This is a genomic window from Hymenobacter puniceus (assembly GCF_014333525.1).
In the GTDB taxonomy this organism is placed as follows: Bacteria; Bacteroidota; Bacteroidia; order Cytophagales; family Hymenobacteraceae; genus Hymenobacter.
In genome coordinates this window covers 449,793-464,857 of the sequence record NZ_JACSCX010000002.1, presented here as the reverse complement: position 1 = coordinate 464,857, position 15,065 = coordinate 449,793, and the positions used below count along the sequence as shown (strand labels likewise).

The window sequence follows — 15,065 nt, the reverse complement described above, 5'->3', positions numbered from 1 at the left end:
AGTGCAACGATACTAACTTTATTCTGCTCCTATAGTCGAAACTTACTAACTATTCCATTATGTACTTCTTTACCCGGCCACGGCTTTTGGCCCCTCTGTTGGCTGTCAGCCTGTTATCCGTTGCCTGTAGCCGCGACACTATGCCTCCTATGGAGCAGCAGCTGGTAGGCCGCTGGGAATGGCAGCAAACGTCTACTAATTCAACCAGCATTGTTACTCCAGCCACTACCGGCCACGAAGTGGTAGTGGAATTTGACCGCCGGGGCCGGGCTATGTTTTATCAGGATGGTGGGCTGCAGGGCGCAGCCGCATTTTCAGTCCGCCAGCAGCGGCCGGGCCGGCATATCATTCAGTACCGGGGATATGCCGGCAGCCAGTATTACACGGTTTCAGGCAATGTGCTATACCTGCAGGAAATGACAGGCCAGATTACACGGCACAGCTACGTGCGTCTGCCCGCCAGCCATTCTATTTCATCTGCCGGCGCCCCGGCATTATAGCCTTTTTGCAAGCTGGTTTGCAACCTCTTAGGTGGCATTCTGCTCTTCCCTGCAGAAACATCTTTCTGCCTTTATTTCCTTATCCAATGAAAACGCTATTCCGCGCCAGCCTCCTGCTGGTTGGCACATTGATCTGTGGCTGTGCCAAAGACGACGTTACCCCGGATCAGGCGCCCGTGGTAGGCTCCTGGCAATGGCAGAGCAGCTTCTGCGGTTGGAGCGGTGCCAGCTCGCCTACTACCACTGGCAAGACGCGGCAACTGCTGATTGATGCCGATGGACAAGCGAAAATGCTGGAAAACGGGGTTCTACGATACAGCACCCCCTATACACTGAGCCGCCGTACATCAAGGCTGAAGCAGCAGGAAGCCGATTTTATCCTCTTTACGGCGCAGAGGCGGGAGTACATGGTGGAAGTGAATGCCCAGACCCAAACGCTGACACTAACGCATGATGTGTACGATGGCTGCAGCGAATCCTACGTTTCTTCCGCTCAATAATTCTTCTGCTATGTATCAGCGCCGCTTTTCCTTGTTTACTTTAGCCCTGGTAGTATGCACCACCAATATGGCTGCGCTTTGCTGCCGCGACGATATCGACCAAGTACCTGCCAATTTCGATACGCTGGCGCAGAAGCCAGGGCATTGGGAATGGCAACATAGCGCTATAGAAGGCCCGATTGTGTCCCCGGCTACGGTTGGCTATTCCCGCCAGCTGGTGTTTGGCACAAGTGGTCAGCTACACATTCGTCATGACAGCCAGCCGTTTTCGGAAGTGCCCTATCAGATATCCAGAGGCCCGTTGCCAAAATGTGGCGCCCCTCAGCAAACTATGGATCTGGTTACGTTCACGGCTGAGCTAGCCAACGACCATCTTAAAGCTTACAGCATAAAAACGGACGCCTCCGGCACGCATCTTAAGCTCGAAGGAGAAAACGCCTGCCTCGACGGTGGCTACACGGAAACCTACCTCTGGCAAGCGGACTGAACTGCTTTCTGCCAGCAACGTGCTCCACGAAGAAGCCCGCCTGTTCCGATACCACGGAACAGGCGGGCTTCTTCGTGGAGCACGTTGCTGGCTACTCCGGGCGCTGCAGTATCTCGGTCTGGCGCCGGATGCTTTCTATATGAATCAGCTTATAGAGCTCGGCAACGAATTTCTCGTTCACCCCGGCTTTTTTCGCCCATTCCGGCCGCGAGTTGAAAATCTCCTGCCAGCGGTCAAGCTGCAGAATCTTCACGTTGTTTTCCTTTTTGTATTCGGCTAGCTCCCCTACCAGTGCCATGCGCCGGGCCAGGGCCTCTACAATCTCCCGGTCAGCAACGTCCATTTTCTGACGCAGCTCCTCGGCCTTGTTGAGGTAATCGGCATTGTCAGAAGACCGATAGCGGTATTTCAGTTCTGCCAGAATCTCGCCTAGGCGCTGCGGCGTCACCTGCTGCTCGGCGTCAGACAGGGCCTGGTCGGGGTCGGGGTGCGACTCAATCATCAGGCCATCATAGTCGAGGTCGAGGGCTTTTTGGGCGATGGGCAGTAGCAGGTCGCGGCGCCCCCCAATGTGGCTGGGGTCACAGATGAGCGGAATGTGCGGAAAACGGGTTTTCAGCTCGATAGGCAGCATCCAGGTAGGCGCATTGCGGTAGCGCGAGGGCGCAAACGTGCTGAAGCCGCGGTGAATGGCCGCCAGATCGGTGATGCCGGCCCGCTCCAAGCGTTCCAGGGCGCCGGCCCACAGTGCTACGTCAGGGTTCACCGGATTCTTCACCATCACGGGTACGGCGGTGCCTGCCAGCGCATCGGCCAGCTCCTGCACTGCAAACGGGTTGACAGTAGTGCGCGCACCAATCCAGAGCACATCAATGCCATGTGCCAATGCCTCTTCCACGTGGCGTGGGGTGGCTACCTCAATGGTGGTGGGCAGCCCGGTTTCGGCCTTCACGCGCTGCAACCACGGCAATGCTTCGCGGCCCATACCCTCGAAAGAACCGGGCCGGGTGCGCGGCTTCCAGATACCGGCCCGAAACAGGTCGATGCTGCCCAGCGCCTGCAAGCCTCGTGCTGTGGTCATTACCTGCTCCTCGGTTTCGGCGGAGCAAGGCCCGGCAATAAGCAGTGGCTGACCTTTGGCGGCCAGACGGCTCGTGAAAAAGGCAGCAGCGGGAAGAGTGTTCATGAAAAGCAGCTAAAGTATAAATCGGGCTAGGAGGCGCCCGGAATGAATGCCAGCTAAGCTATGTTGGTCAGCTACCGGCTACCAGCATAACCCAGCCCGTCCAGCCTGGGTTTAACGGCTATATTTGCGTTACCCATCCACCTGCCCAAAGCTACCACCCGATGCCCTTAACTCAAGCTCCGCCTATTTCCTTCGACGACACAGCCGTAGCCTTCGCCTCCAAGTCTGACGCTGAGCTGCGCAAGATGTATGCGCTGTTTGCGGCCATGAACAACAACACGCTGGTGAAAACCGGCGGCGGTATGATGAAAGCCGCCTTGAAGTGGAGTTTGCCCGGCACCAAGTTCCTGATTAAACACTCTATTTTCAGCCAGTTCTGCGGAGGCGAGACCATTCAGGAGTGCATTCCGGTTATTGCAGAGCTAGGCCGCTACCACATCGGCACCATCCTCGATTACTCGGTGGAAGGAGAAGGCAGCGACAAAAGCTTCGACCACACCCGCGACGAGATTCTCGCCACGCTGGACATGGCGCACCGTTCCACGCACATCCCGTTTTCAGTATTTAAGGTCACTGGCCTGGCTGATAGTGCGCTGCTGGAGAAAGTACAGGCTGGTAAAACCCTCACGGCGGCCGAGCAGGCCAGCTACGACCGGGCCCACGCCCGGGTGGACGCCATTTGCCATCGGGCCCACCAGTATGGCGTGCGGGTGTTTGTGGATGCCGAGGAAAGCTGGTTTCAGGATACCATCGACAAGCTGGCGTATGAGATGATGCGCAAATACAACCGCGAGTCGGCCATCGTGTGGAATACGTATCAACTGTACCGTCAGGATCGGCTTGACGCCATCAAGCAAGCCCACGACGATGCCCGGCACGATGGCTACTACCTGGGCGGCAAGCTGGTGCGAGGCGCCTACATGGAAAAAGAGGCCCGTGTAGCCAACCAACGCGGTTATACAAATCCTATCAACCCCACCAAAGCTGCCACCGACCAACTCTACGATGATGCCTTGCGCTACTGCGTGGAGCACGTGGATCGAATCAGTATTTGTGCCGGCACCCACAACGAAGCCAGCTCCCGCCTGCTGACGGAGCTTATGCAACAACATAATCTTGCTCCCAACGACCCACGCATCTGGTTTGCGCAGCTCTATGGCATGAGCGACAATCTCAGCTACAATCTGGCCCATGCCAGCTACAACACCGCTAAGTATGTACCCTACGGCCCGGTTGACGCTGTAATGCCTTATTTGCTACGCCGCGCTGATGAGAATACGGCCATTTCCGGCCAGAGCAGCCGCGAGTTTCTACTTATTCAGAAGGAATTACGGCGTCGGCAAGGCCGCTAGCTTGCATGCTGCCCAGCCGGCACAATTTCAGGCATATCTATCATTATCTATTCGCGGCTTCGCATATTGCGAAGCCGCGAACTTTTTTTCTACTTTCCGCTCTCTCTCATTCTCTTATTACACGCCATGTTCGGCCGAATTCGCAACCACTTAATTCGCTTTTCCCGTCATCAGGTAGGCACCATTAGCTACCTGAATCTGGTTCAGGAGGCAGAACTAGGGCTCAACCTGGACATCTCTCACGAGAAAAGCCGCCTCAATGAGTTGCTGGCGGAAATCTCCGAGCAGGAGCATGCTGCCGGGCGCCCCGTGTTGAGCTGCTTGGTGAAAGTACAAGGCTCAAAAGGCCAGGGAGACAATTTCTATAAGCTTTGCGAGCGACTGGGGATGGGAGAATGGCGCACCCTGAAACAACAAGAAGATTTCCTGAAAAATATGCGCCAGGAATGCCGGGATTTTTGGCAGGACCAGCAGAATTTCGAGAAGTACGGATAGAGTTGACTGGCAGCAGAATAGTGTAAGTGCAATACTGCTACGCCCGAATTTTGTGTAACCTGCGCAGAACCGGCCGCGTTTAGTACCACAGATTCAGCGCTCATTACCATCCACCTGGCGCTGGGTTCTTCTCTATTCTTTTCCACATTAACTCTCCCACACATGAACACCAACGATTCAAACAACCCCGCTAACTCAGGTACTGGTTCAGGCGCAAACTATGGTACCGGCAACGCTGGCACTGGCTATGGCACTGGCGCCAACTCTACCTCGAGTGGTAATATGGGCAATTCTTCTACCGGCAATTCCGGTCTCAGCAGCTCAGACAGCAACCCACATCATGACCATAGCGCCACGCAGAAAGGTGCTGCCATTGCTGGCACTGCAGGTGCAGTAGTTGGTTCCGGCGTAGATGCCGTGCAGAACGCTGCTGGTGACGCTGCCCGCGCCGTAACCGGCGACAACACAACGTATGGTTCCGGCAGCAGCTACACCACGGGTATGTTCCGTGACCGTGACAGTGCCGAGCGTGCTTATTCTTCACTTTCGTCGCGTGGCTACAGCAAAGACGATGTGAATCTGCTGATGTCGGATGAAACGCGTAAGACGCATTTCGGTGACAATACTGCTGATACTGACCTGGGCGATAAGGCCATGGAAGGTGCTGGTGTAGGTTCGGCTATTGGTGGCACTGCTGGTGCCGTAATTGGCGCAATTGCTGCCATCGGTACGTCGGTAGCTCTGCCAGGCTTGGGCCTGATCATTGCTGGCCCAATTGCCGCTGCACTGGCTGGCGCTGGTGCCGGTGGCCTGACGGGCGGCTTGGTAGGTGCACTGGTAGGCTCGGGCATCCCAGAGGAGCATGCTGTAGAATACGAAAACGACGTGAAAAATGGCGGTATCGTAATGGGCGTGAAACCCCGTAATGCCGAGGACGCTCAGTATTTTGAAGAGGAGTTCCGCCGCCACAACGGCGACAAAGTACGCCGCTACTAGGCATACCTTGTATCTTTGAAAAAGACTCTCTCCTATCCGGAGGGAGTCTTTTTTGTTTATACCCTATGGGCTTCCGTTATACTTGCATGTTGGCACTCTGGCCCGATTTTTAAGCAAGTAGTTACAGAGAAAGGATGCAACCTCTTCCGGCAATTCAGTGCCTCTGGCTTAGCAGTAGTGTCCAGCTATAGGGCACTTAACTGAAGCTGGTTGGGTTTTCTTACAGAACCAGCTCCTTGGCTGTGCCGTACCTCACAGGGTGGCTTTTGTGTACATTTGATTTTCCTCCATTTCACCTGATTCTTCATGTCTTCTCCCCGAATCAAGATAGGCTTGTACGCCGCAGTGGTGCTGGCAGTATTCGTGCTGGCATCCTATAAGCTGTACAATCGCGGCGATGCGCGTACGCCTCAGAAAGACGCTATTCTGGTACAGGCTATGCTACAGGGTCTCACCTATCAGCATTACCAGCCTGAGAAGCTCGACGATACGTTCTCTAAGCGCGTGTTTGATCTGTACTTGAAGCGCGTTGACTCCAACAAGAAATTTCTGTTGGCTTCCGATGTGGCGCAGCTGCGTAAATACCAGAACACCATCGACGACGAAGTGAAGCGTGGCACCCATGAGTTCATGGATCAGACCAACGTCGTGCTTGACCAGCGTGTGAAGGACGTGCAGGTGCTGTACCGTGATATTCTGTCCAAACCATTCGATTTCACTACCGACGAATCGTTTGAAACCGAGCCCGACAAGATGTCTTATGCGGCCGATAAAGCAGCTCAGCGGGAGGAGTGGCGTAAGTTTCTGAAGTACCAGACGCTGGTGCGCATTTCGGAGATGATGGATACGCAGGCCAAGAAAAAGGACAAGCCGCTAGCTTCAACTACGGTTACGCCTTCGGCTGCCACGACCACCGAGCCTACCCGTACCCCAGCCGAAATGGAAGTGGAGGCCCGCAAGCGGGTGCTGAAATACTTCGAAGACCAGTTCAAGGATTTGCTGCAGAACGATGCCAACGACCGGTTGGCCATGTACGCCAACACCATCGCCAATACTTACGACCCGCATACCGAGTATTTCGCGCCGCGTGACAAGGAAAGCTTCGATGTAGCCATGACCGGCCGTTTCGAAGGTATCGGAGCTTCGCTGCAGGAAAAGGATGGGCTGATCAAAATCACGGATATCATTCCGGGCAGCGCCTCCTACCGCCAGGGTGACCTAAAAACCGGTGACATCATTCTGCGTGTAGCGCAGGGTGCCGAAGAGCCGGTATCTGTGGAAGGCATGCGCCTAGACAAAGCCGTTTCACTCATCAAAGGCAAGAAAGGTACAGAAGTACGCCTGACGGTGCGCAAGCCCGATAACAATACCCGCATCGTGTCCATCATTCGCGACGTGGTGGTTATCAAGGAAACCTACGCGCAGTCGGCCACTATCAATGAGGCCGGCAAGAAAATCGGTTACATCAAGCTGCCCACGTTCTACGCCGACTTCAACGACAACGGTGGCCGTAGCTCGGCTGAGGACGTGAAGAAGGAGCTGGAGAAACTCAAGCAGGAAAAAGTGGAAGGTGTAGTGCTCGACCTGCGCTTCAACGGCGGCGGCTCATTGCAGGACGCAGTGGAAATGGCCGGCCTGTTCATTGATAGCGGCCCGGTCGTGCAAGTGAAAGGCAGCCAGGGTGCTGCCAGCGTCCTCAACGACCGTGACCCGCGTGTACAGTATAGCGGTCCGCTGGTAGTGCTCGTAAACAAATACAGCGCCTCGGCCTCCGAGATTCTGGCGGCTGCTATCCAGGACTACAAGCGTGGCGTGGTGATGGGTGCCGCCAGCACCTACGGTAAAGGCACCGTGCAGCGTATCTTCGACTTGGATGATGCCCTGCCAGCTGAATTCAACAGCATCAAGCCTTTCGGCTCGCTGAAGCTTACCACCCAGAAGTTCTACCGCATCAACGGCGGCTCCACGCAGTTCAAGGGCGTAGTGCCAGATATCATCCTGCCCGACGCGTACAGCTACCTCGACCAGGGGGAGAAAGAGCAGGAGTATGCCCTGAAGTGGGATGAAATCAGTCCGGCCCGCTACCGCTCGTGGCCGCAGGCGCCGGCCTTCGACAAGCTGCGCACGGCCAGCCAGGCCCGCGTAGCCGCCAGCCCCAGCTTCCGCCTCGTGAACGAACTGGCTCAGCGCATGCGCAAGCGTAAAGATGAAACCAAGGTATCATTGAAGTTGGCGGCCTACCGCGCCGAGCAGGAGCAGAACAAGGCTGAATCAGATAAGTACGACGCCGTGCAGAAGTCAGCTCAGCCACTGGCCATTGCTCCGCTTTCTATTGATCTGAAAGCGCTGGGCACCGACACGGTAGAAGTGAACCGCGCTTCGCGCTTTACTAAGACCCTTAACAAGGATATCACGCTCCGCGAAGCTGTATCGGTAGTTAAAGACCAGATGTAAGCCAGAACATTCGCGAGTACTGAAAGCCTCCGCAACCTAGTTGCGGAGGCTTTTTTTTCACTTTTTTTCAGGCCAATACGCTTTGAACTATCATTAGTAAATCGACATAAAAAGCAGCAGGAATATTTCAAAGCCAATACCATCATAACTTACTGACAATCAATCTATAAAATACGTATATATTTGCCCAATATTTTTAGCAAACAGCGAACTATCCAAGTTGTCATTTCGTTGAACTGATATGACAATGAACATGGAAACCCCGATCATTCCGCTCGTTACGGACGAGCAGCAGAAGCTGGCTGATGAAACCTGGCGGAAGTCGATTCCGGCTCAGGTGTTTCTCAACTACTTCTTTGCTATCAACTACCACATTCAGGAAGCCGACGACGCCACCGGCGGTTTGCAGCACCTCCCCTTCTTCCGGGCTCATCAAGCCGAGTTGGCGGACACTGACCTGACGGCCATTACCAAGCTGCTGCATTCCTGCTGGAGCACCGAGTATGCGCTGCGCTCCACCGCCGAGTTGGGTGATGACGACTACCTGCGCAATGCGCTGCACTGGACTTTCCCACAAGCCTATCACACCATTATGGCCGGGCTGCAGGCGTTTCTGCACACGGCTGGCGTGCGTGGCAACAATCCGTCGCTGATCCGGCGCGAGGTTGGTCGTTTGGTGGTGCGCAATGCCTATCCGCGGCCGGTGTCGTTTTACGCGGCCGGGGCCTACGGCGACTTCAGCATTCACCGGCTACCGCTGGCGGGCTACAAAGCTGGCCTGCACATTGCCGGTAAGGAGATTGATGCACAGGCGCAGATCGGTCAGTTTCTGCGCACCACGCGCAAGCTGAAGGCCACGGCTACCCGCCAGCAGATTCAGGCCAACCCGAATACTGCCATCCGCAGTCAGAAAACCGGTAAGCCACTTGATAAGTGGACTGCCTCGCACTGGCAGCAGATTACGTGGCGCCTTGGCTACACCACCATCTTCGATCTGCTGGGCCGCCTGCGTATCTCGCAGACCAGCCGCGAGATTGAGCGCTTCATTGAGGCCGAGATTGACTTCAAGCTGTTCCATCAGTCGCTGCTCAACATCGTGAGCTACCTCAACGGCATCCACGAGACGTACGTGGCCAAAGCTATGGGCCTGGAGCGTTACCAGCAGGTGGTGGCTGAGCTTCCCACGCATTTGCAGCACAGCTTTGTGGAGGACCGCCTGCGCACCCGCGTGCAGCCTGCCATCACCGGCGAAATGCCGCTGCCCCAGATGGGTATTGCCGCCTAACCAGCGCTTTATTTTAGCTCTCACTCCATATACACGTAAGCGCCGCTCCTTTGGGGCGGCGCTTTTTGCTTGCCGATGAAAACCGAATGGTGGCTGCCACCTGTTAGGTTAGGCGAACAGGCCGCCTTACTTTTGCAGCTTGACTTTTCCGGCCCTTCAAGGTTCAGTTTTTACGCCCTTCCCCATGCAGCACCTCAGCGAACAGGAAATTATACGCCGCCAGAAGCTGGACGAGCTTCGCACCCTCGGTATCAATCCGTATCCTTCCGAGCTGTTCGACGTGAATTTCTACGCGCAGGAAATCCAGGATAACTATCATCCCGAGCTCAACAATTTCCAGGAAGTAAGCTTAGCCGGCCGGATGATGTCGGTGCGGGTGATGGGCAAGGCGTCGTTTGCCGAGCTCATGGATGCCTCGGGCCGGATTCAACTCTACATCAACCGCGACGAAATCTGCCCCGACGAGGACAAGACACTGTATAACTCGGTGTTCAAAAAGCTCGTGGATTTGGGCGACTTCGTGGGCGTAACAGGCCGCGTGTTTAAAACGCAGGTGGGCGAAACCTCTATTCACGTCACTGGCTTTCAGCTGCTGAGCAAGAGCTTGCGGCCGCTGCCGGTAGTGAAAACGCGCAAAGACGAGGCCACGGGCGAGGAAGTGGTGTACGATGGCCTGACCGACCCGGAAACCCGCTACCGCCAGCGCTACGTGGATCTGGTGGTGAACCCGCATGTGCGGGAGGCCTTCATCAAACGCACACAGCTAGTGCAGGCCATGCGCAACTACCTCAACGACAAAGGCTACTTGGAGGTGGAAACCCCGATCCTGCAGCCGCTGTACGGTGGCGCGGCGGCCCGCCCGTTCAAGACCTTCCACAACACGCTGGACATGACGCTGTATCTGCGCATCGCCAATGAGCTGTACCTGAAGCGCCTGATTGTAGGCGGGTTCGATGGCGTGTATGAGTTCAGCAAGGACTTCCGCAACGAAGGCATGAGCCGGTTTCACAACCCCGAGTTCACCCAGATGGAGCTGTATGTGGCCTACAAAGACTACTACTGGATGATGGATCTGGTGGAAGAAATGGTGGAGAAGGTGGCGCTGGCGCTGCACGGCAAAACCGAGGTGCAGGTGGGCGAGAACCTTATCAACTTCCAGCGCCCCTGGAAGCGCTACACCATGGCCGAGTCCATCGAGCACTTTACGGGCTTCAACATTGAGGGCAAAAGCGAGGACGAGCTGCGGGCTGCCGCCAAGGACCTGAAAGTAGGCCTCGACCCAAGCATGGGCAAAGCCAAAATCATCGACGAAATCTTTGGTGAGCATGTAGAGCCCAAGCTGATACAGCCCACGTTCATCACAGATTACCCGGTGGAAATGTCGCCGCTGGCCAAGAAGCACCGCAGCAAGCCGGGCCTGGTGGAGCGGTTTGAGGCTATCTGCAACGGCAAAGAAATCTGCAATGCCTTCTCCGAGCTCAACGACCCCATAGACCAGCGCGCCCGCTTCGAGGAGCAACTGGAACTGGGCAAGCGCGGGGATACGGAAGCCATGGTGCTGGATGAGGACTTCCTGCGTGCTTTGGAGTATGGCATGCCGCCCACGGCCGGCCTGGGCATCGGCATCGACCGCCTGAGCATGATTATGACCAATTCCAACTCCATCCAGGACGTGCTGTTCTTTCCACAGATGAAGCCGGAGAATACGAAGTCAGAAAACGCTCCGCACGCGTAATCACTCTGCTTTTGCAAAGAAGTAAAACCGAAACGAGGCTGGCCATATGGTCAGCCTCGTTTCGATTTTGGATAGATCCGCTGGTTTCATTCGGTGCCAGCCACTGCATTATGTCCGGCATCCGTATACTCTACTTCACTCCTCGGAGTCAGCGCTTAAAATCAGAAAGCCTCCCACGAATAATGCGTGGGAGGCTTTCCTTTGTATACAACCAACTTACCTTTTAGACCAGGGTGTAGTGAAGAAGCTTGCGATGAACAAACCTGATTTTACTGCCAGGAAATAACTTCTTGGCAGAAGCTCAGCTGTCGGCAATTTTACTTCAATAACTTCTCTGATCTTCTTTCAAGCCGGTTGTATATTCTTAAACGACAAGCTGGAAAACAGGTTACAGCTGGGTCGTTTTTTTATTGAATTTTATTTCGGGCGGCCATAGCTGGCGGAGTGGCGCGTGTCGCTGCCGATACCATCATAGTCAGAGTCGGCTTCTTCCGCAGGCTCAGGATGAGGGCTGACGCTAGCGGAAGTGTTCAGGGAGTTAAGCAATTGGTCGGCAGCGGATCGGTCGGAGGTCTGCTGAGAAGTTGGGGTTGCAGCACCGAAACGGCTCAGGCCATCTTTCAACAGTCTGCTGAGGTCCTCACCAAATTTGGAAGCTGATTTCTTGAGTCCGCTACGGGTTTCGTCGCCGGTTTCGGGCGCCAGCAGCAGGCCCGTCACAATGCCTGCCGTGGCACCAGCCAGCAGCGAAAAGATTACTTTGCCTTTCGTGTCTTGCATAGCGCGCACAGAGTTAGAATGAGAAATGGCAACCAGCAGGCTGCTGGCCAGGTACTTTATAACGCATAGAACAGCACGTTGGTTAACTAAAAAAGAGCCCCTGGCTTCCAAAGAAACCAAGGGCTTTTTTTATGTAATGCAGCTTGACTTACAAGTCGTTCAGCATTTTTACTACTTCGTTTTTGGCTTTGCCGAGCTTGTTCTGCAGACGACCTACCAGTTCGTCGCCTTTGCCTTCGGAATATTCCAGATCTTCGTCGGTCAGCTGTGCATACTGCTGTTTCAGCTTGCCCTTGGAGGCATTCCAGTCGCCTTTCAGCTTCAGGCTGCTGCCAGCGCCGGTCAGGCCCAGGTCTTCCAGCTTCTCAACGTAGCCTTTAAACTTGGCGTCCAACTCTTCGCCGTATTTCGACAGCTGCTCGCCGAACTGGCCGCTGTATTTGGTGGCGGCATTGCCCAGCTTGTCGCGGGTTGCTTTGCCTTTATCGGGAGCCATCAGCAAGCCGGCAATGATGCCAGCACCGGCACCAGCCAAAGCAGCGAGGAGAATTTTGCCAGAGTTGTCTTCTTCGTGATACGACATGGTAGTAGGGAGAGAATGGTGATGAATGAAATTCGGTTGGGTAGCCTGGCAGGGATTATTCCCGCCAAAACCCAGGACGAGGTCCGGGTTTGTGGCATTCTGAAGCCTAATACGGCGCACGGCAGCCGGGGTTATAACCCAACTATAAAAAAATGGCGCAACGACTATATGTGGCGCTTAGTGTAATGGCTTATTCAGGTTTGCGGCCCTGCATATGCAACCGAAGCTCTACTTTCGTCTGACCATTCGCCTCCATCCGCTGTTCATATGAAAACGTATCATTTGCTGCTTCTGCTATTGGCTGGTGCCTGCCAGCGTGCCACTCCGCCAACCGCTACTTGCATCGACCCGGCCAAAATCCGGAAAGACGCTATATGCACCATGCAGTATGATCCGGTGTGCGGCTGCAACGGCCAGACGTATTCCAACGCCTGCATGGCCACCAACGCCGGCCTGGCCAGCTTTGTACCCGGCGCCTGCCCCACTTCTCCCTCCACTCCCCGCTAACCATTGCCATGTCCGAAAAACGCTATTTCCGCCAGCAAAATCCATTCATCGTGCCCACTACCGACGGCAAGCTCATTGAGGAGCACATTGGGCAGGCCAGCACCGGCACCAGCCAGTACAGCGTGGCGCACATGGTAGCGCCGCCGCAATGGAGCGAGCCGCACCAGCGCCCCGAGTTCGACGAGGTGACAATAGTAGTGCGGGGCCGCAAGCGGTTCGAGATTGATGGCGACGTAGTGGAGCTGGGCGCCGGCGAATCGTTGCTGATCAGGGCCGGCGCGCGGGTGCGCTATTCCAATCCGTTTGAGACTGAGTGCGAGTACTGGTCGGTGTGCGTTCCGGCTTTCTCACCTGCCACCGTACACCGCGAGGAAGCCTAACGCTGCCAATGAACCTGCTTTATCTGGTATTTGGAGACGCCGTTCGGAATCATTTTCAGGCGCAGTTCTCCATTCTGTCTTTCCTGCGCCATCGGGCCGGGCTGAGCGGCATTACGGTCGTGACGGATGCGCCCGACTTCTACCGCCACCTCGCCGGCCACGTAACGGTGCTGCCCATTGAGGCGGCCACGCTGCGCGAGTGGAAAGGTGAGTTCGATTTCTTTTGGCGCATTAAGATTAAGGCCCTGGAGTACGTGGCGCAGCGCAACCCCGGGCAGGCTATACTGTACCTCGACACCGACACCTTCCTGCACGGCTCCTTTGCCGCCTTGCAGCAGGCTCTGGTGGCAGGAGCAGCCTTTATGCACGAGCCGGAGGGCGCCTTGTCAGCACTAGGCAGCAAAACCGAGAAGCTGATGTGGCGGCAAACCGGCGGCCAGACTTTCGGCGGCATCCAGCTCCATGAGCGCCACACAATGTGGAATGCGGGCGTGGTGGGCATTCCGGCGGCGGGTGCTCCTGCGGCCATTGCGCTAGCCTTGGCCATCTGCGACGATTTGAGCCGCCAAGGCGTGACGCCGCGCCTGATAGAGCAGTTTGCACTGTCGGTGGCGCTACAAGAGCAATTTGAGCTGCGGGCGGCACGGCCCTACATCGGGCACTACTGGAGCAATAAAGATGAGTGGAACGAGGCCATCGGCACATTCCTGCTGGAGTCCAGCCTGAAAGGACGCACCGTGGAGCAGGAAGTGGCCGCCCTGGCAGATTTCAACTTCCGGGCTGTGCCGGTGAAGAAGATGCTGAAAAACACCCGCTGGCGCTTGGTGCATCTGGTTGACCGGTTGTTTCCGCCCCGCGAAACTGTGTACGCCGGCGACGACGCTGCCTGAGCGCGGGCCCTTACAGCTGTTGCAGCTTCCTGCTTATCTTACTTTCGTATTTCCACCCACTCCTTCGCCCTATGGACCAGCGCATTATCAACCTGTTCGACGAGTACACCCACGCTCCGCTTAGCCGCAAGGAGTTTATGGAGCGTCTGCTGAAGCTCACCGGCGGCACGGCCTTGGCCGCGGCGGCGTTGGCAGCCCTGGAGCCCGGCTACGCGCAGGCCGCCACCGGCCCGCAGAAGAACGACGAGCTGCTGCTGGAAGAAGTAACCTGGCCCGGAGCGGAAGGCGTGACCATGAAGGGCCTGCTGGCGCATCCGAAGTCCAAGAAGAAGCGCGGGGCCGTGGTAGTAATTCACGAAAACCGGGGCCTGACGCCCCATATCAAGGATGTGACACGCCGCGTGGCCGAGGCTGGCTACCTGGCGCTGGGCGTGGATGCGCTGTCGGTCTTTGGGGGCACGCCCACCAACGAGGACGAAGGCCGCGCGCTCATCGGCAAGCTCGACCCCAAGCAGAACCTGCAGAACTACCTGGCGGGGCTGGCCTACCTGCGCCGCCACCCTGAAAGCAACGGCCGCACCGGCTGCGTGGGCTTCTGCTGGGGCGGTGCCATGGCCAACAAGCTAGCCATTGCCGACCCTACCTTAAACGCCGCCGTAGCCTACTACGGCACCCAGCCGCCCGTGTCGGATGTGCTAAGCATCAAGGCGCATTTGCTGCTGCACTACGCCGAGCTTGATGAGCGGGTGAATGCCGGCAAAGACGCCTATGCTGCAGCGCTTCAGGCTGCAGGCATAAAATTCGACCAATACGTATACCCTGGCGTCAATCACGCTTTCAACAACGATTCGTCGCCGGCCCGCTACAACGCCGAAGCCGCCAAGCTGGCCTGGGACCGGACGCTCAAGCTGTTCAAAGAGAAGCTGAGCTAAGCT

General features: G+C 56.2%; 16 protein-coding genes. 13 read left to right on the top strand and 3 right to left on the bottom strand.

What is annotated here, in order from left to right; genetic code table 11:
- The first annotated feature begins 140 nt into the window (after nucleotides 1–140).
- The 3 genes from H8B14_RS07080 (at nucleotide 141) to H8B14_RS07070 (ending at nucleotide 1,487) form a co-directional block, all read left to right on the top strand.
- Nucleotides 141–500, top strand: a complete 360-nt coding sequence (locus H8B14_RS07080) for a hypothetical protein (RefSeq protein ID WP_187314917.1) — start codon at nucleotides 141–143, stop codon at nucleotides 498–500.
- Nucleotides 501–586: 86 nt separating this feature from the next.
- Nucleotides 587–1,000 (top strand): hypothetical protein, encoded by a 414-nt coding sequence (locus H8B14_RS07075; RefSeq protein WP_187314916.1) that lies wholly within the window; start codon nucleotides 587–589, stop codon nucleotides 998–1,000.
- Between the two features lie 10 nt (nucleotides 1,001–1,010).
- Nucleotides 1,011–1,487 carry a hypothetical protein gene (locus H8B14_RS07070; protein ID WP_187314915.1) on the top strand — a complete coding sequence of 159 codons (477 nt, stop codon included), beginning with the start codon at nucleotides 1,011–1,013 and terminating at the stop codon, nucleotides 1,485–1,487.
- Between the two features lie 91 nt (nucleotides 1,488–1,578).
- Here H8B14_RS07070 and H8B14_RS07065 read toward each other — a convergent pair whose 3' ends face one another.
- Nucleotides 1,579–2,673, bottom strand: a complete 1,095-nt coding sequence (locus H8B14_RS07065) for a chorismate mutase (protein WP_187314914.1) — start codon at nucleotides 2,671–2,673, stop codon at nucleotides 1,579–1,581.
- Between the two features lie 161 nt (nucleotides 2,674–2,834).
- Here H8B14_RS07065 and H8B14_RS07060 point away from each other — a divergent pair, with 161 nt between their 5' ends.
- The 6 genes from H8B14_RS07060 to lysS all read left to right on the top strand — a co-directional run bounded on the left by H8B14_RS07060 (nucleotide 2,835) and on the right by lysS (nucleotide 10,990).
- Complete coding sequence (locus H8B14_RS07060; RefSeq protein ID WP_187314913.1) at nucleotides 2,835–4,025, top strand: proline dehydrogenase family protein; 1,191 nt, start codon at nucleotides 2,835–2,837, stop codon at nucleotides 4,023–4,025.
- A gap of 126 nt (nucleotides 4,026–4,151) precedes the next feature.
- Nucleotides 4,152–4,520 carry a hypothetical protein gene (locus H8B14_RS07055; RefSeq protein WP_187314912.1) on the top strand — a complete coding sequence of 123 codons (369 nt, stop codon included), beginning with the start codon at nucleotides 4,152–4,154 and terminating at the stop codon, nucleotides 4,518–4,520.
- A 282-nt stretch (nucleotides 4,521–4,802) separates the two neighbouring features.
- A complete protein-coding gene (locus H8B14_RS07050) occupies nucleotides 4,803–5,516 on the top strand; it encodes a hypothetical protein (RefSeq protein WP_315984810.1) in 714 nt (237 codons plus the stop codon).
- Between the two features lie 306 nt (nucleotides 5,517–5,822).
- Nucleotides 5,823–7,970 carry a carboxy terminal-processing peptidase gene (locus tag H8B14_RS07045; RefSeq protein WP_187314911.1) on the top strand — a complete coding sequence of 716 codons (2,148 nt, stop codon included), beginning with the start codon at nucleotides 5,823–5,825 and terminating at the stop codon, nucleotides 7,968–7,970.
- Between the two features lie 253 nt (nucleotides 7,971–8,223).
- A complete protein-coding gene (locus H8B14_RS07040; protein WP_187314910.1) occupies nucleotides 8,224–9,255 on the top strand; it encodes a hypothetical protein in 1,032 nt (343 codons plus the stop codon).
- 184 nt (nucleotides 9,256–9,439) lie between these two features.
- A complete protein-coding gene (lysS, locus tag H8B14_RS07035) occupies nucleotides 9,440–10,990 on the top strand; it encodes a lysine--tRNA ligase (RefSeq protein WP_187314909.1) in 1,551 nt (516 codons plus the stop codon).
- A gap of 417 nt (nucleotides 10,991–11,407) precedes the next feature.
- On the opposite strand, the gene H8B14_RS07030 is transcribed toward lysS, so the two are convergent.
- Together H8B14_RS07030 and H8B14_RS21290 are read right to left on the bottom strand one after the other, a co-directional pair.
- Nucleotides 11,408–11,770 carry a YtxH domain-containing protein gene (locus tag H8B14_RS07030; protein WP_187314908.1) on the bottom strand — a complete coding sequence of 121 codons (363 nt, stop codon included), beginning with the start codon at nucleotides 11,768–11,770 and terminating at the stop codon, nucleotides 11,408–11,410.
- Nucleotides 11,771–11,918: 148 nt separating this feature from the next.
- Nucleotides 11,919–12,353: a YtxH domain-containing protein gene (locus H8B14_RS21290; protein ID WP_187314907.1), complete on the bottom strand. Its 435-nt coding sequence runs from the start codon at nucleotides 12,351–12,353 to the stop codon at nucleotides 11,919–11,921.
- 267 nt (nucleotides 12,354–12,620) lie between these two features.
- Between H8B14_RS21290 and H8B14_RS07020 the strand changes: the two genes are divergently transcribed.
- From H8B14_RS07020 to H8B14_RS07005, 4 genes are all read left to right on the top strand, one after another.
- Nucleotides 12,621–12,860: a Kazal-type serine protease inhibitor domain-containing protein gene (locus H8B14_RS07020; protein ID WP_187314906.1), complete on the top strand. Its 240-nt coding sequence runs from the start codon at nucleotides 12,621–12,623 to the stop codon at nucleotides 12,858–12,860.
- A gap of 8 nt (nucleotides 12,861–12,868) precedes the next feature.
- Nucleotides 12,869–13,240, top strand: a complete 372-nt coding sequence (locus H8B14_RS07015) for a cupin domain-containing protein (protein ID WP_187314905.1) — start codon at nucleotides 12,869–12,871, stop codon at nucleotides 13,238–13,240.
- Between the two features lie 8 nt (nucleotides 13,241–13,248).
- Nucleotides 13,249–14,130 (top strand): hypothetical protein, encoded by an 882-nt coding sequence (locus tag H8B14_RS07010; protein ID WP_187314904.1) that lies wholly within the window; start codon nucleotides 13,249–13,251, stop codon nucleotides 14,128–14,130.
- Nucleotides 14,131–14,201: 71 nt separating this feature from the next.
- Nucleotides 14,202–15,062 carry a dienelactone hydrolase family protein gene (locus H8B14_RS07005; protein WP_187314903.1) on the top strand — a complete coding sequence of 287 codons (861 nt, stop codon included), beginning with the start codon at nucleotides 14,202–14,204 and terminating at the stop codon, nucleotides 15,060–15,062.
- Nucleotides 15,063–15,065 lie beyond the last annotated feature (3 nt).